This window comes from Terribacillus sp. AE2B 122, assembly GCF_902497585.1.
Classification (GTDB): Bacteria; Bacillota; Bacilli; order Bacillales; family Amphibacillaceae; genus Terribacillus; species Terribacillus saccharophilus_A.
On sequence record NZ_LR700949.1, the window covers coordinates 73570 to 95653 of the forward strand.

At 37.4% G+C, this 22084-nt stretch carries 22 protein-coding genes and 1 riboswitch; of the genes, 13 read left to right on the plus strand and 9 right to left on the minus strand.

Annotated elements, in window-relative coordinates; translation table 11 throughout:
* Positions 1-3: 3 nt before the first annotated feature.
* Both AE2B122_RS16650 and AE2B122_RS16655 read right to left on the minus strand, forming a co-directional pair.
* Positions 4-372, minus strand: coding sequence for a DUF3139 domain-containing protein (locus tag AE2B122_RS16650; RefSeq protein ID WP_175074779.1), 369 nt, complete (start codon positions 370-372; stop codon positions 4-6).
* An 11-nt stretch (positions 373-383) separates the two neighbouring features.
* Complete coding sequence (locus AE2B122_RS16655; RefSeq protein WP_175074780.1) at positions 384-1220, minus strand: hypothetical protein; 837 nt, start codon at positions 1218-1220, stop codon at positions 384-386.
* A gap of 413 nt (positions 1221-1633) precedes the next feature.
* Here AE2B122_RS16655 and AE2B122_RS16660 point away from each other — a divergent pair, with 413 nt between their 5' ends.
* The 3 genes from AE2B122_RS16660 to AE2B122_RS16670 all read left to right on the plus strand — a co-directional run bounded on the left by AE2B122_RS16660 (position 1634) and on the right by AE2B122_RS16670 (position 3882).
* Positions 1634-2830 (plus strand): class I SAM-dependent rRNA methyltransferase, encoded by a 1197-nt coding sequence (locus tag AE2B122_RS16660; RefSeq protein WP_175074781.1) that lies wholly within the window; start codon positions 1634-1636, stop codon positions 2828-2830.
* Positions 2831-2842: 12 nt separating this feature from the next.
* Positions 2843-3031, plus strand: coding sequence for a hypothetical protein (locus AE2B122_RS16665; protein WP_175074782.1), 189 nt, complete (start codon positions 2843-2845; stop codon positions 3029-3031).
* A 74-nt stretch (positions 3032-3105) separates the two neighbouring features.
* Entirely contained in the window at positions 3106-3882 is a 777-nt protein-coding gene (locus AE2B122_RS16670) for a putative hydro-lyase (RefSeq protein ID WP_175074783.1), read from the plus strand.
* A gap of 99 nt (positions 3883-3981) precedes the next feature.
* On the opposite strand, the gene AE2B122_RS16675 is transcribed toward AE2B122_RS16670, so the two are convergent.
* On the minus strand, positions 3982-4587 hold the full coding sequence (locus AE2B122_RS16675) for a hypothetical protein (protein WP_175074784.1): 606 nt from the start codon (positions 4585-4587) through the stop codon (positions 3982-3984).
* Between the two features lie 327 nt (positions 4588-4914).
* Between AE2B122_RS16675 and AE2B122_RS19390 the strand changes: the two genes are divergently transcribed.
* The 3 genes from AE2B122_RS19390 to AE2B122_RS16685 all read left to right on the plus strand — a co-directional run bounded on the left by AE2B122_RS19390 (position 4915) and on the right by AE2B122_RS16685 (position 8263).
* Positions 4915-5040 (plus strand): hypothetical protein, encoded by a 126-nt coding sequence (locus AE2B122_RS19390; RefSeq protein ID WP_256366467.1) that lies wholly within the window; start codon positions 4915-4917, stop codon positions 5038-5040.
* On the plus strand, positions 5015-7360 hold the full coding sequence (locus AE2B122_RS16680) for an ABC transporter permease (protein ID WP_175074785.1): 2346 nt from the start codon (positions 5015-5017) through the stop codon (positions 7358-7360). Before AE2B122_RS19390 ends, AE2B122_RS16680 begins: the two co-directional genes overlap by 26 nt.
* 135 nt (positions 7361-7495) lie before the next feature.
* Positions 7496-8263 carry an ABC transporter ATP-binding protein gene (locus AE2B122_RS16685; protein ID WP_175074786.1) on the plus strand — a complete coding sequence of 256 codons (768 nt, stop codon included), beginning with the start codon at positions 7496-7498 and terminating at the stop codon, positions 8261-8263.
* A gap of 445 nt (positions 8264-8708) precedes the next feature.
* Here the strand turns inward: AE2B122_RS16685 and AE2B122_RS16690 are convergent, their stop codons facing one another.
* The gene (locus tag AE2B122_RS16690) at positions 8709-10394 is read right to left on the minus strand and encodes a methyl-accepting chemotaxis protein (protein WP_175074787.1); all 1686 of its coding nucleotides are present in this window, start codon (positions 10392-10394) and stop codon (positions 8709-8711) included.
* Between the two features lie 374 nt (positions 10395-10768).
* Here AE2B122_RS16690 and AE2B122_RS16695 point away from each other — a divergent pair, with 374 nt between their 5' ends.
* The 5 genes from AE2B122_RS16695 (at position 10769) to AE2B122_RS16715 (ending at position 16399) form a co-directional block, all read left to right on the plus strand.
* Positions 10769-10939: a hypothetical protein gene (locus AE2B122_RS16695; RefSeq protein ID WP_170937620.1), complete on the plus strand. Its 171-nt coding sequence runs from the start codon at positions 10769-10771 to the stop codon at positions 10937-10939.
* A 1046-nt stretch (positions 10940-11985) separates the two neighbouring features.
* Positions 11986-12072, plus strand: a riboswitch (cyclic di-GMP riboswitch).
* A gap of 106 nt (positions 12073-12178) precedes the next feature.
* Entirely contained in the window at positions 12179-12547 is a 369-nt protein-coding gene (locus AE2B122_RS16700) for a hypothetical protein (protein WP_095218992.1), read from the plus strand.
* A 42-nt stretch (positions 12548-12589) separates the two neighbouring features.
* On the plus strand, positions 12590-13300 hold the full coding sequence (locus AE2B122_RS16705; RefSeq protein WP_095218991.1) for a hypothetical protein: 711 nt from the start codon (positions 12590-12592) through the stop codon (positions 13298-13300).
* 44 nt (positions 13301-13344) lie between these two features.
* Positions 13345-14469: a methyl-accepting chemotaxis protein gene (locus AE2B122_RS16710; RefSeq protein ID WP_175074788.1), complete on the plus strand. Its 1125-nt coding sequence runs from the start codon at positions 13345-13347 to the stop codon at positions 14467-14469.
* Positions 14470-14764: 295 nt separating this feature from the next.
* Positions 14765-16399 carry a pyridoxal-dependent decarboxylase gene (locus AE2B122_RS16715; RefSeq protein ID WP_175074789.1) on the plus strand — a complete coding sequence of 545 codons (1635 nt, stop codon included), beginning with the start codon at positions 14765-14767 and terminating at the stop codon, positions 16397-16399.
* Between the two features lie 341 nt (positions 16400-16740).
* Here the strand turns inward: AE2B122_RS16715 and AE2B122_RS19540 are convergent, their stop codons facing one another.
* On the minus strand, positions 16741-17007 hold the full coding sequence (locus AE2B122_RS19540) for an HAD hydrolase-like protein (protein ID WP_371809677.1): 267 nt from the start codon (positions 17005-17007) through the stop codon (positions 16741-16743).
* Positions 16934-17428 carry a hypothetical protein gene (locus AE2B122_RS16725; protein WP_175074791.1) on the minus strand — a complete coding sequence of 165 codons (495 nt, stop codon included), beginning with the start codon at positions 17426-17428 and terminating at the stop codon, positions 16934-16936. Before AE2B122_RS16725 ends, AE2B122_RS19540 begins: the two co-directional genes overlap by 74 nt.
* Positions 17429-17608: 180 nt before the next feature.
* Here AE2B122_RS16725 and AE2B122_RS16730 point away from each other — a divergent pair, with 180 nt between their 5' ends.
* Positions 17609-18841: an MFS transporter gene (locus AE2B122_RS16730; protein WP_175074792.1), complete on the plus strand. Its 1233-nt coding sequence runs from the start codon at positions 17609-17611 to the stop codon at positions 18839-18841.
* A 55-nt stretch (positions 18842-18896) separates the two neighbouring features.
* Here the strand turns inward: AE2B122_RS16730 and AE2B122_RS19395 are convergent, their stop codons facing one another.
* From AE2B122_RS19395 to AE2B122_RS16740, 3 genes are all read right to left on the minus strand, one after another.
* Positions 18897-19031: a hypothetical protein gene (locus tag AE2B122_RS19395; RefSeq protein WP_255212167.1), complete on the minus strand. Its 135-nt coding sequence runs from the start codon at positions 19029-19031 to the stop codon at positions 18897-18899.
* 118 nt (positions 19032-19149) lie between these two features.
* Positions 19150-19290 carry a hypothetical protein gene (locus AE2B122_RS16735; RefSeq protein ID WP_175074793.1) on the minus strand — a complete coding sequence of 47 codons (141 nt, stop codon included), beginning with the start codon at positions 19288-19290 and terminating at the stop codon, positions 19150-19152.
* Positions 19291-19305: 15 nt separating this feature from the next.
* Entirely contained in the window at positions 19306-20358 is a 1053-nt protein-coding gene (locus AE2B122_RS16740) for a tetratricopeptide repeat protein (RefSeq protein WP_175074794.1), read from the minus strand.
* Between the two features lie 368 nt (positions 20359-20726).
* Here AE2B122_RS16740 and AE2B122_RS16745 point away from each other — a divergent pair, with 368 nt between their 5' ends.
* A complete protein-coding gene (locus AE2B122_RS16745) occupies positions 20727-22061 on the plus strand; it encodes an alpha-glucosidase/alpha-galactosidase (protein ID WP_175074795.1) in 1335 nt (444 codons plus the stop codon).
* Positions 22062-22084 lie beyond the last annotated feature (23 nt).

Below are 22084 nucleotides of genomic sequence, written 5' to 3' on the forward strand. Positions count from 1 at the left end.
ATATTATGGTAACACTTTATCAGAAGGTTGATGTTTGAGTTCCTTGAAAAATTCATCATCCATTGAAACTTCATTGCCACGTACATTTGCAAAGACATCAACTCTATCATTATCTTCGTCATATTCAAAAATATAAAAGTTTTCCCCATCATCTTTAGTATAGATTATTTTAACAAACCCCGGTGGTGAATTGAGGGATCCGAATAATGGATAATTCTCGTCGCTTATATCTTCTTTAGAAATACCATAGTCTTCTATATACGAGTCTATTTTCTTTTCTGCAGTGTATCTATCGATGAAGTAATTTCCAAAAGATACAACACCTACAATTACAATGATTAGTAATATTATTATCATTAATTTCTTCTTCATATAAACTCCTATTAATAAGTATGGACTTTTGATGGCTTATAGCTTCTGTTAAAAAATGTGATTAGATCATAAGGAAATACATAACCAGAGTGTTTCTTCATTACACTTTTTGACCCTGAACCATAATAGTATGCATCATACACTAGCTTTGAGCAATAGCTTGGAGTCAATGAATACAAATGTGGAGTCAATCCATATTTTATATGAATATCTTTCGTTGTTGTTCCTTTAGAAGAATAATAGTGAGTATCCGCGTAGCGAGCTACTTGAGCTGCCAAGCTACTGTTCTTTATTCTATACACTTTTATCCAACCATCACTATATTTTGATAACCATTGGGAAACAGTCAACTGACGATTATTATTCTCTGGGGATGCCCCTCGTTTAACTCCTGGCATATCTAAAATATGGTTTGATCCGTTAGCTATTGCTGCATGCCCAACAATTCCGGCTGCAGAAGTTGCATTAGTGACAAAAATATCTCCTGGTTTTATAGTGAACTTAGCTTTTGATTTAGCGTTTATTCTGAAAGAAACTACTTCCTCATTATTTTCATCTTTTGGCTCCTGCCCGTAATTATTTAATTTTAACCATTCGCCATATTTAAGAGAAGTAGAATCAAGAACATCTAGTTCAACCCCCTCATCATAAATCTGTTGAAACTCTTCATTCTGTTTTAACCATTCATCTAAGCTTAATTCATCTTTATTTACAATACCTTCTTGTATTGCTTGATTATAAAGCGCCTCATAATCTGACTCAGTATTTTCTGCTGCGTTAGCAGTCACGGGTAATAATAGGGTTAAGGTAAATATTGTTGCCAGTAAAACTGATATAAATTTGTTCAAAGGACTACACTCTCGATTTCTTAGTATTTTTTTGGTTTGATTACTAGGCGTAAGACGTCAAAATACCTAATAATACGCTAAAAAATCGGCCGATTTGAATAATTTACCACCCTATTGTGTTTTTGGTGTGTCTTTCTAGGTGAAATTACATGCTACAACCTCCTTTTTACCTAATTACTACACGGTCACCTCTTTGTACATGCCCCACCTTTACCACGCTTCGTATCACGATTGGTTCCATAAGTTCTAATCAGGCCTTCTCAGTCAATGGTTTGATAAATGACTCTTCTTAGTAAGATTTTTTGGGAGATGTACTGCGCGCTTAGCCAAACAAATGAATATATTACTACTTTCGCTTATTCTATAAAATAATGGCATAATAAAGAGAAATCATAAAAATTAAGGATGACAAAATGAAACAGTTAGTAGAAGTAAAAGTAAAACCGAAATCGGTTAAAAATATTAAAAATGGTTATCCGTTACTCTCAAAAGAAGCGATTGAAACTTCAGGAGTGATCATGGATGAGGGTAGCATATTGCGCTTAATTGACACCAACGGCAAGTACATTGCAACAGCCTATTATGGTCTACAAAATAAAGGAATGGGTTGGGTATTAACTCGTAAAGAACAAGAAAAAATCGATACTAAATTCTTTGTTAAGAAGATTAGTGAAGCTGTTTCAAGACGTAAGAATTTATATGAAACCGAAGACACAACTGCTTTCCGTGTGTTTAATGGGGAAGGAGACGGAATTGGCGGATTGATCATTGATTTCTATGACGGCTTTTATATGGTGAGTTGGTATAGTGAAGGTATTTATTCTTTCCGTGAAGATATATATCAAGCTTTGAGTGAAGTGGTACAAGTACGTGGTTTATATGAAAAATTACGGTTTAATACGAATGGGCAATACGTGGAACAAGATGATTATGTGTCAGGTGAAAAGGGAGAATTTCCTTTAATCGTGTTGGAAAACGGAATGAAATATGCGGTAGATTTAAATGATGGCGCTATGACAGGGATATTCCTAGATCAACGTAATGTACGAAAAGCATTACGTGACCATTATTCAGAAGGAAAAACGGTTTTAAACACATTCTCTTATACAGGTGCGTTCTCTGTTGCAGCAGTTCTTGGTGGTGCGATAAAAACAACTAGTGTGGATGTAGCAAAACGCAGCCTGCCAAAGACGATTGAGCAATTTACAGTCAACGAAATTGATTATGAATCACAGGACATTAAGGTGATGGATGTCTTTGATTACTTCCGATATGCGGACCGTCATGAATTGAAATTTGATGTTGTCGTATTGGATCCGCCAAGCTTTGCGCGGACTAAGAAAATAACATTCAGCACGGCTAAGGATTATCCGAAGCTGCTAAAAGATACATTGAAAATTACAAATGATGGTGGAGTAATTATTGCGTCCACAAATAACGCAAGCTTCAACATGAAAAAGTTCAAAACATTTATCGATAAAGCATTTTCGGAAGCTAACACACGTTACAAAATCTTAGAAGAGCATCAATTGCCAGAAGATTTTACGGTACCGCACAACTATCCCGAATTTAACTATTTAAAAGTCGTGTTTATAAAGGTAATGAATTAAGGATGTGTTCAAATGAAATACAATAAAACAACAATGACGAAATTAATTAATCAACAGAGAGAATTACATGATGAGTTAAAGAGGCTGAAAGCTGAAATGGGCTTAGAGAAAAATTTAGCAATTAAAGCACTGTATCATTCATTTGTAGCTAATAGTGGTAAATATATGGATGAATATAAAAAAATAGATCGTCCGAGATAATAGGATACAAAGCTATACAATCAAGATCAGTGAGTTAGTACTGGAATTAAATAGACAGACTGGGGGAATTACAAATGAATCCAAGCACCTTAAGAGAAAAAATCAGAAGTGGCGAACACAATACCCATACTTCTGGATTAGGCAGTGATTATGTTCAAGCGAATTTAGCGATTGTACCAAAGGAATATGCTTTTGATTTTCTGTTGTTTGCTAATCGAAACCCGAAGTCTTGTCCGATTATTGATGTATTAGAACCAGGAGTGGTTGAATCTGCTCTTGCTGCTGGCTCAGACATCCGTAGTGATATTCCTCTTTACTTTGTTTATGAGAATGGCAAACTAACGGAGAAACGTCAGGATCTTAAGGAAATCTGGCGGGATGACTTTGTATCGTTTTTGATAGGCTGCAGCTTTACCTTTGAAAGTGCATTACTAAAGGAAGGCGTTCCTTTAAAACATATCGAACAGAACAGAAATGTTGCGATGTATATAACGAACCGGCAAACGAAGCAAGCAGGTGAATTTAGTGGGCCTGTCGTAGTCTCAATGAGACCAATTAAAAATGAGCTCGTTCAAAAGGCAATTGATGTCACTGCACAGTTTCCGAACATGCATGGATCTCCAATTCACGTTGGAGATCCAAAAGAAATTGGTATCGACGATATTAGCAAGCCTGATTTTGGTGAATTTACGGAGTTTGGAGAAGGAGAAACACCTGTATTTTGGGAATGCGGCGTAACGCCTCAATCTGCAGCAATTCACTCACAAATTCCGTTTGTAATTACGCACGCACCGGGTCATATGTTTATTACAGACATCACCAATGGTGAATTTTTACGTAATAATTCTTGAATACATTGCTTCTAGTTAGCTCTAAAAAAGCGCCGAACTTAAAGGTTTGGCGCTTTTTCTGCCTTGATTTTTACTTCAAGGATGTATGTATTAATGAAATTACTGCTCTTCAACACTTAAGATAGTGCCGCTCCGTTCCATATATGTGAACCGGTATGTTGTGCCTTCTTCTATCTGATAATTATTGATCAGCAGCGTAAGCTCTCGTTCATCCGTTGTGATGAGTGCAATAGTTGAGTGGCCACCAGTGTATACATCCACAACTTTAAAGTCATCCACTTTCATTTCACCATTTGCGTAATCCTTCATATCTCCCACACTATTAATTGTTAAAGAACTTAATTGTGAAACAATGAAAACACCTATGGTAAAACAAACTATCCCTGTTAAACCAAAATATAATACCTGTCTTTTGCCAACTTTTTGGGGATTTTTTATTGTAATAACAAGACTTGTGTAAACAAAAAAGGCAATAAGAGTCAAGGCAGCCAAGTACAACAAGGCAGTTCCTATCCAATCATAGATGAATGCCTGATAAAGACTCGAAGCAAAAAATGTTCTTAAAACCATAAAAGTTACACCTAAAATAACAAAAGCAACCATTACCATGATGAAGCCAAATATAATTCTTCTCCTCTTGCTATTAGCAACCTCACGTTTCAATTGATCTGAGCTTTGTAAATGCCATCGTTTTTTCCTGCCCATTAAATCTCCCCTTTAAAATATCTATATCTTTTTTATGAAATATAATCTAGTTCTTGTAGCCTCTCATAAGATTTATGAGAGGTTATTTAATTTGTAATATCATTACTTAAAACTTATGTTTTGAAATACCAAGTGTCAAGGTTTATCACAGTTGTCAAAATATCTTTCACTCCTTTTTTTAAAATTTCTACATTCTCCAATAGCCGATTTACTAAAATAAGGCTGAAGGCGTAGTAATTAATCAGCCTTAATCAGGTTTTTCAAATAAATACCATTTTGTATGATTACTTTAATACAATAAAAATCATTCAAGGAAAAATATGATCCATGATAAAAGTAGCTGAGAATTATTCCTCTGAAGAAATGTCAAAGAGTGATAGGTACAAGGATAGAATAAAAATAGATGCTGTAGGAAGGAGAAAAAATCATGTTTTTGAAAATGGTGAAGAATGATTTCATCAGGAACAAAATTATAACGATGACAGTATTTGTATTTATCACAATGGCCGTTATTTTGGCAGCCAGTGCAGTTAATAACATTGGAAATCTGATTCAGGGGATCTCAAAATTCCAGCAAAGTGCAGTGCCAGCTGACATTACGGTGATGCATGCAGGAGAATATGATCAAGGGAAGATCGATCGATTCACAGATCAATATCGGGACCATATAGCGATGCAGGAGACGATGGTACTCCAGAATATTGATGGAAGTAATATTCATTTTGGTCAAAATCAAACGATGGCTGGAACGATACAGGATATTTCATTTGTGGTACAGAATAAGAATTTTGACTTTATATTGAATCTGGATAATAAAAGGTTGGATGTAAAGAAAGGTTTTGTAGCTGTTCCAATCTATTTCATGGAACAACATGACCTAAAAATAGGTGATACGATTACGGTGAAAAGCGGCTGGTATGAGAAGGCGTTTGTCATTTCAGATTATGCAAGGGATTTTGAGATGAACTCGCCCCTTACTTCTTCGAAACGGTTTGTGATTAATCAGGATGATTATAATGAAATGCTTAAAATGCAGGCTGGGGAACTGGAATATCTGATTGAGTTCAAGCTGAATGAAAGCGGAGATTCTGCTGCTGTTCAGACTGCCTATAACGAAGCAGGTCTTCCGGCAAATGGTCCTATATTGGAAGGTAAGATATTTGCGATTTTCAATAGCATGTCGGATATGATAGTTGCGATTGTCATTATATTTATAAGTATGCTGCTTCTTGTGATTGCTTCGCTCTGTATCAGACTTACATTCTTGGCAACGATTGATGAAGATATGAGAGAAATCGGTGTTATGAAAGCGATGGGGATATCCAGAAAAGATATAAAGAAGGTTTATCTTAATAAGTACAGAATCATCGCAGCAGCTGCCGGAATTATCGGTTATCTCATGTCCTTTGCAGCTGTAAATCTGTTAAACAGTAATATGAGACTTTATATAGCTTCCGATTTATCAGGGAGCTTAAATTATATACTAGCCCTTATAGCTCCATTACTCGTGTATGTCATAATTGTGATGTACTGCAAGCGAGTACTAAAAAGAATCGATAAAATTTCTGCGGTGGAAGCTTTGCGTTCAGATATCATGGAGCGCGGAAAGAACAGTTTCCCACTGCTAAAGAACAAATTCTTCAGCACTAATATTTACATGGGGCTGAGGGATGTAGGCAAACGATTCAGGTTATACAGGTTGCTGTTAGTGATTTTTATCGTATGTACGTTCATTGTCATACTTCCTGTAAATATTTATAACACTATGAGTTCACCTGAATTTTCCTCATATATGGGTATAGGAAAACAGGATATGAGAATCGATCTTCGAAGGACAGATTCTATTACAGAAGATTTTAAAAAGCTGCAGGAAGAACTGCAGAATGATTCGGATATTGAAAAGTTTGCACCCTACATCACAAGTTCCTACCAAGTCAAAAACGCAGAAGGTTCCTGGGACTATATGAATATTGAAACCGGAGATTTTTCCGTATTTCCATTAAAGTTTCTGGAAGGCAGAGCACCGGAGCGGGAAGGGGAAATCTCGCTTTCACTAGCCAATGCTGCAAAAGACGGATTAAACAAGAAAGTAGGAGATGAAGTAACCGTCAAGACTGGCGGACAAGAACAGAAGTTAACAGTTACGGGTATTTATCAGGATATTACAAATGGAGGGAAAACAGCAAAAGCGCATACAAGTCTTGGGGTAAATGAAGAAGCCATTCTTTGGTATATTGTGAGTTTGGATTTAGCTGAAGGTGTTGATGCTCGTAAGAAAATGGAATACTACCAGAATGCTTACAGCACAGCGCAGGTAAATGATATTAAAGAATATACGCAGCAGACATTAGGAAATATCATCGACCAGATGGGTACCGTCGTGGTAGGTGGAATCTCCGTCGCGATCATCATAGCTGTATTAATCACGGCATTATTTCTTCGAATGCTATTATCAAAGGATATGTCTCAGATTGCCATCATGCGAAGTATGGGGTTAACTTTAAAGCAAATTAGTCATCAATATATGGCAGGCACTCTGATGGTACTAATATTGGGTATTATACTTGGAGTTTTGACTGCGAACCTTCTAGGAGAATTTCTTGTAAGTTTGGCCATGTCCTCTATGGGAGCGGCAAAAATTGAATTTGTTCATATTATATGGCAGACTTGGCTACTTTGTCCGTTAGCGCTGATCATAGCCGTTGGATTGACGATATATATCTCCTGTAAGGTAGCCGTAAAAGATGATTTATCTGTCGTTTTGAGAAGTTGACAGTACTGAAGGCACAGGTAGAAAGCTTTGGAGAAATACTCTGCGCATAGACACCAGCTGTTTTTCTGAAAAGCATGCCAGAACCCTCTGAGAAAATACTTTTTGATAGTAATATTTGCTATGGGAGGAATTTAGGTGACCAATATAATAGAAGCTAGAAGTGTGACCAAAAAAGTAGCATTAGGAAAAGATAATGAGCTTCATATCTTAAAGGATGTAAACTTAGAGGTGGAAGAAGGAGAATTCGTATCGGTCATGGGACCGTCCGGAAGCGGGAAATCAACACTGCTATATAATATAAGTGGTATGGATAGAATTACCTCTGGTAGTGTGAAGATTAAAGGTCGTGAAATCGGCAGTCTAAAAGAAGAAGAATTGGCGAAGATTCGACTGGAAACAATGGGATTTATCTTTCAGGATATTAATCTATTAAAGAATCTGTCCCTGATTGACAACGTTATGTTTCCTGCACTTGTGTCAACAGATGCGGATAAAAATGTAGTCAATCAAAAAGCAAAAGAACTGATGAAAATGACAGGAATTGAAAAGCTTGCAGATCATACAATCACGCAAGGCTCTGGAGGACAGCTACAGAGAGTGGGCATTTGCAGAGCATTGATAAATGATCCGGCTATCATATTTGGAGACGAACCGACCGGAGCATTAGACTCCAAATCGACAGAGGAAATTATGTCAATTCTTGCTGAGATTAATAAAGACTGCACAACGATAGTGCTCGTTACGCATGATGTAAAGGTAGCAGCAAAAACGGAAAGAATACTGGTTATGGCAGATGGAAATATTGTTTCACAGAAGAAAATGCGTAAGTATGATGCACAGAAAGACGATAGTAAGGAAAGAGAAGAAAGCATTATAAAATGGTTAATGGAGAATGGGTTATAAGTTTTCATTGGCATAAAGTTCATATGGGAAATTTCTAAAAGAAAAGTCTATAAGAAAATTAAAAACTCGCTATTATTTTGCTAACACATGTTAAAGCGTCTTCAAAGAATGAAGATTACTCTTCTAATGAGATCGTAACAATTTCTGACGCATTAAAAAAGCGGCTGGGACAAAAGTGTTTTAGCCATATAAAAAAACCGAACTATATTGTAAATCTTCTTAAGAAAATTGCATAAGTTCGGTTTTTTGATTAGTTATCCATCTAGCGTAGGCAGAACACGGAGACTCCTGCGGGAACAGCACGAGCTGAAGACCCCGCAGTGGTGAACTTTCCACGAGGAGACTGAGGCCGTGCCCGTGGAAAGCGGAGTGTTCTGCCGAAGCGGCGCTCAAGAATAACATCCGGTCTTAAGTAATGGGAATTTAGTTATGTCCCAGCCTCTTTTTAGTACTTAAACCGGTTAACAATCGTCTGTAACTCTTCCGCTAAATCTGAAAGAGAAACAGCCGCATTCGAGATATCTTCCATGGAACTCAATTGTTCCTCTGTTGCTGAGGCAATTGCTTTAGAGTTAGATGATGTTTCTTTTGTTCCTGTTTCAAGAGTTGAGAGACTATGCTGCACGACTTCTACACCTGCAGTTAATTGCTGGGTGGCAGCTGCAACTTCTTGGATTTGAGCTGTTACTTGTCCAACAAGATTTAATATCTCACTAAACTGTTGCTGGCTTTCGCTAGCGTAACTCATGCCTGAATCCACATTTTGCTGCACGTTATGGATATTGCTTACGGTATCTTTTGAGTCCGTTTCTATTGTGGAAACTAAATGTTTAATATGGCTGGCAGATTGATTTGTTTCATCAGCCAGCTTTAGAACTTCTTCTGCTACAACGGCAAAACCTTTTCCTTGTTCTCCGGCTCGCGCAGCTTCAATGGCTGCATTTAATGCAAGGAGATTGGTTTGTTCCGAGATGTCTGTGATGAGAGAGGACATATGACTTATTTCTGTTGTGCTTCTCACTAATGACTCTAATCCGCTCCCAGCTTCTTGAACAGACTGATTGATTACAGTCATTTGTTCTGACATCATATTTACAGAAGATGCGCCCACTTCGGCTTTGTCTTTCATAAAGGAGGCATTTTCAGCAATGCTGTTTGTATTGTCTGCTACATTGGAAAGGCTCTCTAATATCTCTGTTATGGATCCGGAGCTCTGTTCTGTCATATTGCTTTGATTTGTACTAGTTAAGGCAATTTCCTTCATTGATTGTGAGATTTGGTCCGATGTAGCTCTAGACTGTTCGGAGCTTGCCGATAATTCTTCTGAAGCGGCCGCGACCTGTTGGGATGAACTACTGATTTGCTTTACGATACCTGCTAGTGAGTGAACAAAAGCATTAAAAGATGCAGCAAGCTGACCAAATTCATCCTTACTTTTAACGGCGACTTTTTGGGTCAGGTCCGCATCTCCCTGTGCAATATCTTCCAGCTGTTTATTTAGACTTCTTAGAGGTACCAAGATGGACCTTAAAAGAAGCATACTCAAAAGGATTCCTATAATGATAGAAAGTATTGTCACTGCACTAATGAACCAACCACTGACAGTTCCGTATCTATTAATCTCTGTTTCTAAATCATCTACATCATTATTTAATTGATCGACTAACTCATTTACGGATGGATCTAATACTTCCTTCCGTAATGTTCTTTCTTCTCCTAAGTGAAGGGATTCCGCTTGTTCTGGACTGGAGGCAAATTGAGATATCACCTCCTGATTGATACTCCAAAACTCTGTGAAGTTATCTCGGATATCATTCACGTTCGTCATATAATCCTGATTGTGGATGAGTGATTCCAATTGATCTAAAGTAGAGAAGATATCATCAGATTTCTCTTCCATTCCGTCTGCAAAATCCTGTTCACCAGTGATGATGAATCCTCTTTCATCATTCGATAAGCCAGCTAACCTATATTGGACATGCTTGATTTTGTTTTGAAACTCCATCTTATCCTTTAAGATATCATTCTTCTCGGTAATGGAAGAATTGATGAAAATGGATGAAACCCCAATTAATAATAAGGAAAATATTAAAATTGAAATTATCCCTAGAAGTTTTGTTTTGATTTTCACAATTAAATTCCTTTCTAATAAAAAAAGCTCTTCAAACTAACATATTAATTAGCTGCTCAAAGCTATCAAGGCGCCCAAACCGAGATACTCCTTTCTGATTAATTAATATGCACGGTATATATATCGACCAACCTAGGTAATCTTAAAGGCTCTTACGAGATATAAAAAGAGAGCTAGGTGTTCCGGGTTAATTTAAAAAGCCCCAGTTTAATCTATAGCTAGCTATTATTGTTCAATAACTGCCTCTTTCATGTCGATTAACGTCAATAATGATCGTTCGCATTAACAGCCTGTTTACAAATAATTGACCTGTCCTTAACAGGCTTCTGGTATCTTACTTATGTACCTTAATTTCTTAAAAGGGAGAGGCTTCAATGCTTAAAAAATGGATGGTAGCATTGGGAATGGTATCAGTACTTACGTTGGCGGCATGTAATAACAATGATGATGAAGATCCAGCTGATGATGAGCAAATTGAGGAACAAGAACAGGATCAAGATCAAGATACTGATGATACAGAAGAAGATACAGATCAATCTGAATAATATGTAGTGTCAAAAGGCGTTCCATCATGGGACGCCTTTTTTATTCTTACATTGGGAGCATAGAAGTGAAAAAAGGTATGAGTGTAGAAAGTAAACATATACGTAGTTACTAGCCTATATAACAAGAGGCTAAGCGCGAAACAGAGGTGATTTCTTGTTTAACACTACTAGGTACGTAAGTATGAAAACAGCGGTATTATTAGGGATTTGTTTTTACTCTTTCACAATCTTAATTCATATTTTGGTTATTAGCGGCATTCTCCCATATACATGGGTGAATGGTGGACGATCTGATTCGTTCGCAACTCAATTCCAACTATCTATCATCAGTATTATTATTTGTATTATAGGAGGACTTTTTACTTTTTTTGCTGCTGAAAACAGAGTAGGAAGATTCAATAGAGCCATAACCATTATATGTTGGTTTCTTGTTGTGCTGTGTGCAGTTGGTTTTATCCAACAACTGTTAGGAACATCCTTTGAAAAGTTGGTTTGTTCGTTCATAGTGCTTCTTGGAATTATCTCGAACTTACGGATAGCAGTTGAAATAAGAAAGTAGTAAATGAAGATATTATAACCAAAAAAAAGCGTGAAATCTCGTTCAAGAGACTTCACGCTTTTTTAACCCAATAAGGAAGGGTTTGCTGGGATGCTTTTAAGGTAGGTGATACAGCAAAATTCATTAATGATCCTGATTTATATTCAACTAGAATTTATAACAGCCTTCCATATTTGGAATTTTGATTAAATGTTTGTATGAGGACTCACCTATTCTTTTGAACTAGCTGGAACGATACTATATCGTGAACATCTTTAAACATTTAACAATTTCTATTTAAATTGTCTGTAGTTGACCGATATAAGGAAGGTAGGTGGTTTTAATGTATAGTAAATTAGACCTGCGACATCACCCTTAAAATGGTGGTTGGTGAATTAATATACCTATAAACCAGAGAGGTAGTTATAATTAGACAAGAAAATATGAGTAATTTATAATGCAAAAGGGAACGTGAAGTTGTGGTGGAGTGTATTTAGAACTATAAATCAAAATTATTAGGCAAACTTATCGAAAGATAGGGACGCAAAGCTACGAGTCTAATATCCGTATGGATGATGATAGTCGGGTTGCCAAGTATGAAATTATATCATTGGCTATCCTTGTCTATATTAGGATAGCTTTTTTTCACACTTAAGCGGTAATAATAGTTTTATCAGGCTATAGAAAAAGGAGCGAACGAAATGATAGTAGTAGATAAAAAGAAGTATAAGATGGCGATTGATGAAAATTCCAAAGAAGTACATGTCCAGGTGCATGGATTAATGAGGGAGGAAGATGCAGAAGGATATATGGTCGATTTGCAGGATACGATCAATAAAGTATCTAGAAAAGATTATACTTTTGTTGTCGATGGAACTCATCAAACACCTGTACCTTCGAAGGTTGTACCGCAGTTGGAACAAACAATGCAATTCTATTCTACTTTAGGTTTTAAAGATACAATTGTAATAAAACCTTCTTCTAAAATTGCTCAAGTGCAAATTAGGAATGCCCTTGAAAGAATTGAATTCACTGGAAGGTTTATGGATAAAGTAAATCATTCTATGTAACATCCGGTTCGCCAAATTTGCAGTTAAAAGGGAGAGTAAAACATGCAAGCAACTCAAGAATTGTATACATATGAAATTTTAACAAAGAATCAAACAGAAATGATTCAAAAAGCTGCCGAATGTCTTGCCCGTACATTTATTGGTGTTGATGTTGCAGGGAAATGGGTTCAGGAACCGATGGTTGGACAATTAAGTATAGCGTATGAAGATTTCTATGCTTTTACCAAGGATTATTTGGATTCAACTGTAGACCAAGGATATTGTGCAGTCGCTCTAGACACTGATAATCATGTTGTAGGTGTACTTGCCGGTGATACCAATGCACCCGAAATTATCGGAGAGGATGTATTCGAAGGTTCTTTCTATGATATGAATGTTATTCTTCACGTACTGGAAGACGTAGATAAACGCTTTATCGAAGACTATAAAAGACGTAGCGGAAAAGATATTTCCAATGGGGATATGTTGCACCTATTTATGTTGGGCGTGATAGCTGAACAAGAGCGTCATGAAGTAATTAAGCAATTAGGAAATAGATTGATTACAAAAGCAGCGACGCAGGGGCTGAAGGCAGTAGTGGGCGAAGCGACAAACCCTAAATCGATTCGTGTGATGGAAAAATATCACAACATGAAAAAATACCAAGATATCGAAGGTAATCATATTGTTCATATGTATAAAGACAATAGCAAACTGCAAGCCATTCCTGCGAATGTAGCTGATGGAACATACATTATTATAAGAGAACTATAAAAATATAATTCTGATTGAAACAGAAAGTAGGAGTTTAATTTATCATGGAATTTTACTTGATAGGAATAATAGTCATTCTATTGATAGCTTTAGGTTATTTTGCTTACCAATATGTTGCACTGAAACGTCGTGCACAATTTAACACTTCAGGCAGTGGCGATGAAATTATTTTGAATAGCGCTGGGAATGAGCAGCGGCTTGAGAACTTCAGCCATATAGAAAAGAAACTACTATCGTTATCAAAAGATGTGAATGAAAAAGGCATAAATCTTGCGGAAACAGGTGAATATGCTTCTGAACAAGCTGATATTGTCAGAGCAGCAATTGACGAAGTAGGCAGAGGATTAGAGAAACAATTAGTAGCCACAGAAGAAAGTGCTGCCTCCATGGAAGAAATGACACAAGCGATAGAAAATTTATCAGTTAGATCTAATCAGATTTCAGAACAATCCAATACTACGCTAGAATTAACGCAGCAAGGAAATGAGAAATTAAAAGATTCCTTGGTAAAGATGGATCAATTTAATCAAACAGTAAATACAACCTCTAATGCAATAAACAAACTTGGAGAAAAATCTTATGAAATCAGCAGTATTGTTAAGGTGATTACAGAGATCTCTGAACAAATTAATCTGCTGGCGCTGAATGCTGCGATAGAAGCTGCTCGAGCAGGCGAAAATGGTAAAGGATTTGCTGTTGTTGCAGATGAGGTAAGAAAATTAGCAGAACAAACTCGCCAATCTACTTCAGAAGTATCACATATCGTGAAAAATATACAAGAAGAAACAGCTATAGTGGTTAAGTCAATGAACCAGGGGACCGAAGAATTTAAAGATACGAATGCAGACATTTTAGAGGTTGGAAATATGTTCGAAAAGATACTATCTACTACAAAAATTATTGCTGAAAACAACGAGAACTCTTCTGCAAACACAGAAGAATTATCTACTGCTTCACACCAGATCATGACAACAATTGTTGAGATTGCATCTATCTCACGAGAATCGGTGGAGATGTTTGAGGAACTAATTGAGATTAATGATGAGGAACTTCATACGATACAAAACCTGGTTGAGAAAGCAAGGAATCTTATAGACCACAAAAACGTAGTAGGCGAACTACTAAAAGAGAATGATGATGTCAAAGCAGAGGAAGTAAAAGCGAGTTAGAAATGCCAGAATAAAAGGTCAAGGTAGCAGTTTGACAATATTCGCCTTACAGAATAAAAATATAAGGCTTCTCCATAATTTTTCTAATATGGGATGATCCCCTTTTAGTGAACAGATTTAAAAATAAAGAGAGCATTCTGATCTGTTTACAAAGGAGGGGATCTTTTTCTTATGAGAAAATTACTTGCGCTTGTCTTAATTTATTCTTATAGCTAACATTCCCCTTTTATCTACCTAAAACATAAAATCTCAATCAGTAATTTCTATAATTATTTAGACATTAGGAGGTAAAACAATGAATGAAATTCAAAAATTATATCCTAGTATGGACGGGAATGACCTTCAAAGAGAGGAATTATTGTCCTTTTTCAAGTCGATTTTAACAAAAATAGATGAATTAAAAGATCCTAACAAACTAACGCTAGGAGAAATGCCTGAGTACACAGAGGATTACTATAATCGCGTTATTCAAAAGGCGTCTGTTCCGAATACAGGAGTGTCGATGGAGGAAGTGGTTCAGGAGCTTCTAAAATTAGTAGAAGGGCACCGGTTCGTCAATCGAAACTATGTAGCCAATGCAGCTCCCCTTCCCAATATTGCTAGTATCCTTGGTAATCTGGTGATGGTTCTAGTTAATGGTAATAATCTATGGGATGTGGAGGGACCAGCAGCAGCAAAAGCAGAAGTCGAAGTAGCTGCAATGCTATCCAAACTTATCGGATACGATGAAAGCATCAGCGCAGGATATACAACATGGGGAGGACAAGGGGCTGTCTTTAACTCTTTACGTCTTGCCATTGCCCGTTACGAGCCGTTCTCTAATCAAAATGGTGTACCGCAAAATCTCTATTGTTTCTGTTCAGAGCTATCACACTACAGTCTGCTTAAATCTGTAGAAGCAACTGGGATTGGCATAGAAAACATGATTCGAGTGAAAGTTAATGCTGATCATTCAATCAATCTAGAAGATCTAAAAGAAAAAATGGAGCATATTATTGCAAAAGGCGGTGTTCCGCTTTATGTCCTTGCCACAATGGGAACTACTGATACATTTGGGGTTGATGACATTAAGGGGATTAAGCATATAGCGGTAGAAATGGAACGCACATATGGCATAGATCCAATCTATATCCATGCAGACTCTGCTATGGGGGGCATGTATACTTTCTTTAATAATTACAGCTTTGAAAGCAATACTTTGCAATTTACAGACAACGTTATTGAGGTATTGAAATCCTATCAACAAAAATTTAAAAATATAAAGCTTGCAGATAGTATGGTCTTTGATTTCCATAAGCTTGGACAAACGCCATATATCACAAGTTTATTTTTAATCAAAAACAAAGAGTATCTTAAGAATGTTGATTTAGATGCAGTAGAAACGCCGTATGTTGGGAATCGCGGTTATGGTAGTTATCATACAGGCTACACACTCGAATGCTCGCGAATGGGAAGTGCTTTGGCGATTTATGCATCTTTACTAGCATTTGGAATCGAAGGCTATCAAAAGCTTTTAGCCAATTATATTCATGTTAATATTGCATTTAGAGAGACACTAAAAAGGGAATTTCCGAATGTGGCAATCACGAATGAGGTTTCTCCTATTACAACATTCCGTTTTTATCCCGAGAAGAATAAATGGAATGGTGAATTGAATGGACTGCTAACTATAGAAGAAATGACGGAAATTAATCAATTTAATGACGAGTTTGCAGAGATGATTGGAACCGAACGAGATACCGTCTACTTTGGATTTACAAAAAAGCAGTGTCTCGTGGAAGCAGCAAACTCAAACGATCGAATATCCATATATGCTCATAAATTTTTTGCAATCTCGCCATACTCGACAATAGAAGAAGTCGACCGTTATGTTGGATTCTTAAAAGAACACTTAGAATTATTTATGAAGACGACAGTAGTAAAAGTATAATTGTAAGATTCTGTTCCACTCTCTAACTATTTCTCCTGGTTTATAGGAGAGGGAATCTTTATATTAGCATGTACTATGAAGTAGCTGACAAGTCAGAAGAAACAGCTGGCAGCAGTCCTTACCTTACATGATGTAATATCATTTCTCAAAAAAACATCAAACCTTGATACACTAAGGTTTGATGTTTTTTTATCGGAATATGTTATAGGTGTATTTAAAATTGTTAAATTCAATCGTCCTTATCCCAAACCAAGCTTCTACTATTAATCGCATCACTGACGGTACAACATCTTCAAACAGCTCTAATAAATTCTGTATTATATAATTTGGTTCTATTTTCGTTATTTAAACATAGTGCAGGCAGATATACCAGTCAAGACGAGGCAGGTAGGTACGTTATAGCTTTTGCCCATCAAGATATCCGTTTCTAACCGGTCGCCAATGATTAAGCATTTTTCCTTTGAAACATATAAGTGTTCCTGGATTTTTTGAATGCAATAAGCTGATGGTTTACCGATCACCTCATCAACTGCATTATAAACTCTTACACAAAACAATGACCCAATAAGGAGTAGCTTGAGCTGGGATGCTTTTTGTTGTGGGTCCATATACAACAATCAAATCCCGGTTCCCAAGGTCACCAGTAAAAGCTTGCCCATTCGTTAATACTAGCGGTGTAAACTGTGATATATTCAGCTGCAATTGTCCATCACTGCTAACCAGCTGATTATTAAAGAAACTAACTTTCACATTTTGATTCTGGTTTTCCTTCACCATAACAAGTGCTGGGAACTGGGGAGGATAAATAAGAATCGCAGGTGCATCTCCATCATAATAGCCAGTTACACGATCACCTAGGGATACCATTGCATGATCAACGAAGTAAGTAGTAGGTGATACAACAAAGTTCACTATTGATCCTGTATCGTTTTCGACAGTAAAGAATTTAAAACAGCCATCCGCTCGGCCATTCCCCTGGAAATCACTAATCATCGTTACAGTTCCATGGAAGGAATAAAAATTGGTCATATACATACCTCCATTGTTTTCCATGTACGATATGTAGGTCATTGCCTAAGGGACTGTGCGAATGCCTATAGGGAGACGCGATATTCATAATAATTATTAACTGTTGAATAAACTTCTTCTTCCAGTTTAAATTATTTGTTATGATGAATTATTGCATCTAACTTAGGAAGGATATTTTATGTGAACAGATCTAATACAAATACGCAAAAACGTTATTATACATTTTTATTGATACTAGCAATTCTTTTCATTGCTGCTACCTTGCGTTCACCGCTTACTTCCGTTGGGCCGCTTATACCATTCTTCCGGGAAGAACTGGACGTTTCCAACTCCATGGTTGGTCTGGTAAATACATTACCGCTGCTTGCTTTTGGTGTTTTTTCATCATTAGTACCTAAGATATCGAGTAAGTTTGGCATGGAGTTAACGCTGTTAGCTGCAATGTTCATGCTGACTGTAGGTATTTTTATTCGGGCTTTGAGCGGTCTTCCGCTATTGTTATTCGGTACGATTTTGCTCGGAATGGCGATAGCTTTTGGTAATGTGCTGATGCCTGGTTTGATTAAGTCTAGTTTTCCTTATCAAATCGGGCTGATGACAGGCATATATTCCGTTTCGATGAACATTTTCGGAGCGCTTGCTTCAGGTATTTCCGTGCCGATAGCATCTGTACCTAGCTTTGGCTGGCGGAATGCGATGCAAATATGGAGTATCCTCTCCTTAATAGCAATAGTTATCTTATTGCTTCGATTACCGGCAGCACGTTCGGAAAAGAAAGTATTTGTGAAAGTAGAGAACAAGGCCTCTTGGGGGATTTTCAAATCTAAGATTGCATGGGCAGTAACGCTCTTTATGGGTTTGCAATCCTTCATACCGTACAGCCTGTTTACGTGGCTGCCAGATATACTAATGTCCAAAGGGTTCGATGAAAGTGAAGCAGGTTGGCTCATTGCCATTTATCAGCTAGGGCTTATCCCTACGACATTCATTGCACCTATCATTGCGGGCAGAATGAAAAACCAGCGGCTGCTTGGCTGTATTGCCGGCCTATTATTTTTCTTTGGTTTAGTGGGAGTTACGTTTATTTCCTCTCAGCTGATCATCGCACCGCTTGTACTAACGGGGGTTGGTGCAGGAACAGCATTCAGCTTAGCCATGATGTTCTTTGTTCTACGGACTAATTCTATTACGGAATCTTCCCAGCTATCAAGTATGGCGCAATCGGTCGGCTACTTGGTTGCTGCCATGGGGCCGCTTCTGCTTGGTACTATCGCTGAAAAGACGAATGGATGGTTGGTCCCGCTCATTATTCTTATGATCGCCGCCTTATGTATTGCCTTTTTAGGGACGATTGCAGGTAAGAATCAAAAAATATCTGTTGGTACACAAGGAAAGGATAGAGAGAGAATCTAGGGAACAGTAAATATGTACAAAAAAAGAAGATCAACATGTGATCTTCTTTTTTTGTTTAAAATCTAATGGATAAACCAGCACCACCGGGATCCCCTTGTTTTTCAGCGGTATCAGAGTGTTCTGCATATCCTGCAATTCCACTTACAATAACCGTAACAGCTAGAAACAAAGTGAAAACTACTTTTTTCATAAAAAGCCCTCCTTTTAATGTAGAGCAAGATAAAAGTATCGTACGGCAATTTTCTAGATTTACTTGGAAGTATAGTGCTTGTCTTTTTACGATGATCGGTGGGTGATCTATATTATGATTATTTATCTAAGATGATAGAAAAACCGCCGCCACCTGGATCATTTTTGTTACTTGCGGTAGAGCCATGGTCAGCATATCCTGTTAATCCACTTACAATAATTGTGATAGCCAGAATCAAAGTAAAAGTTACTTTTTTCATAAAAAGCCCTCCTTTTTATTGTAGAGCAAGTGCATAGTAACGATTTGCAAGTTCATAGTTCTTCTTGGAAGAATAATAGTCAGCTAATTCTTTTGTATAATGTCTTACATTGTAATTATCGTTGATTCTGTGAAAGTAGTCTATGCCTTCTTGCCATACGCTTTCAAAATTTAATCTATCTTCATATTTTTTATGCAGCATAGCGAATTCCCACTTCATTTTCATATTATCTTCCTCAATGCTAGCTTGGAATCCTTCGTTATATGCTTTAGTAGCTTTGGAACGTTGATTAGTCTTCCAGTAGCAATCTGCTAACAAAAATAAGACTTTTAATTGTGTGCGCTGCTGTTTATTTTTGTAGGCTTCCTTCAAATAACGAATTGCTGCAGCTGGTAAACCTCTTCTCGCATAAAGCCCGCCTAGATTATGATTAATGTATGAAGTTAAAGCATGTTCTTCAGTTTTTCTAGCATGCGTTAGAGCATTATGAAGATATTCTTCTGCTAAATCATAATTAGCAAGCTCTATAAAATTTAATCCTTGTAACATTTCCGAACGAGCTAGTAAAAAATGAAATGGTTGATGTGGTTTAAATGATTGAATGGCTTTTTCTGTATGTACGACTGATAGAGCAATAATTTCTAAGAAGAAATACGCCATGGCCTTACGAAAATGAAACTCGCCAACATCTACAGGGTCACTCAGTTTATGGAGATATTTTTCGGCTTTTTCGAAACTATCCAGTGCTTCCTGATAATGCTCTTCTTCATAAAAAATCATAGCTTCTGCTAAATGAAGGTGATAACGGTGGGTGTCGGAGAAGTAGTCAAAGAGATCTTTTGCTTGTTCTAAAGAGGCAATACTTTTCATCAAGTCATTCTGAATGATGTAATGTCGGCTTTCCAATAGGAAGTACGAAAGCTTTGATTCATGATTGTATTCGTCGATGTGGCGTTGCAGTTCTTTATGGATACTAGCAGCAGCTTCTTTCTTATCAAGTCGAATGCTGACAGACCAGTTTTCCAAGCGAGCTGCAATGTCGATAAGTTCGGTACTATTTCGACCCATAGTGCAAGGCTCCTTAAATTTAATAGATTACAGTTTAATTTTACCAAGTATTGTCGATTTGTGTATTGGGAATTATTTACACTGTGTAGTTCATTTAAAACCGATATAATCTAGTAGGTTTCCTGAGATAGTACATATGATTCTTTTAAGACATAGGTAGGATTGTATCGTTTTTCAAATCTAAAGATAAATGGATCTACTACAGATCCCAGAGCAAAGATTGTGAAAATTATTAAGAAATATAGAAAGCAATATTTTACCCTTTTTTCGATTTTATTTACCATTGCCTCTTATCTTGTGAGCGCTGTAATATCGAATAAAGCAACGATATTAAATTGCAATCTTTGGATTATCCAGGAGGCTGGCAGATGAAAAAAATTACGTTTATCGGAGCAGGAAGTACAATTTTCACAAAGAATGTATTGGGAGACTGCATGTTAACTCCTGCACTGCAGGGATTTGAATTTGCCTTATTCGATATCAATGAGGAGCGGTTAGAGGAGTCGGAGCTGTTATTAAATGCCTTGAAGTTTACGTTGCAGGCAGATGTCACCATCAAGGCATATACAAAAAATCGCAAAGAAGCATTAAAGGATGCGAGTTATGTTATTAATGCGATTCAGGTTGGAGGCTATAAGCCAAGTACTGTAATCGATTTTGAGATTCCGAAGAAGTATGGGCTTCGGCAGACGATTGCCGATACGGTTGGTATAGGGGGGATATTCCGGTCGCTGCGAACGATTCCGGTAATGCTTGATATCGCTAAGGATATCGAGGAGGTCTGTCCCGATGCGTGGCTGTTAAATTACACGAATCCAATGGCAGCTCTTACTGGTGCGGTTTCTCGCTTTACGAATGTGAAAATGGTCGGGCTATGCCATAGTGTACAGGTATGTACGAAGGATTTGCTGAAGGATCTGGATATCCCGCACGAGAATATAGAGGAGCGGATTGCCGGTATTAACCATATGGCATGGCTGCTTGAGATTAAATCGAATGGAAAGGATTTGTACCCGGAGATCAAGAAGCGTGCAAAAGAAAAACAAAAAGAAAAGCATCATGATATGGTCCGCTATGAGTTAATGGACAAATTCGGCTATTACGTGACTGAATCCTCTGAGCACAATGCGGAATACCATCCTTATTTCATTAAAGATAAGTACCCGGAATTGATTGATCATCTAAATATTCCGTTAGATGAGTACCCGCGGCGCTGTGAGGCGCAGATTGAGAACTGGCAGAAGACTAAAAGCGAATTGCTTAACAATCAAGGTTTGACCCATAAGCGTTCTCGTGAATATGGTTCGCGGATTATAGAAGCGATGGAAACAAATGAGGCGTTTGTATTCGGCGGAAACGTTGTAAATACAGGAGGTCTGATCAGCAACTTGCCTGAAAAAGCGGTCGTTGAGGTCCCTTGCATAGCAAACCGAAATGGGATTACTCCGGCCTACATGGGCGAATTACCGGAACAGCTAGCGGCTTTAAATCGCACGAATATTAATACGCAGCTCCTAACGATTGAAGCTGCAATCACAAAATCGAAAGAAAAAATCTATCAGGCTGCTCTGCTAGATCCGCACGCCGCTGCTGAGCTTTCCATGGAGGACATTATCAGTATGTGTGATGATTTGATTGAGGCACATGGAGAGATGCTGCCTGTGTATTATTCTGAAAATGAAACAATCAGCCTTAGAAACTAAAGGCTGTTGTTTCTAAAGATAAA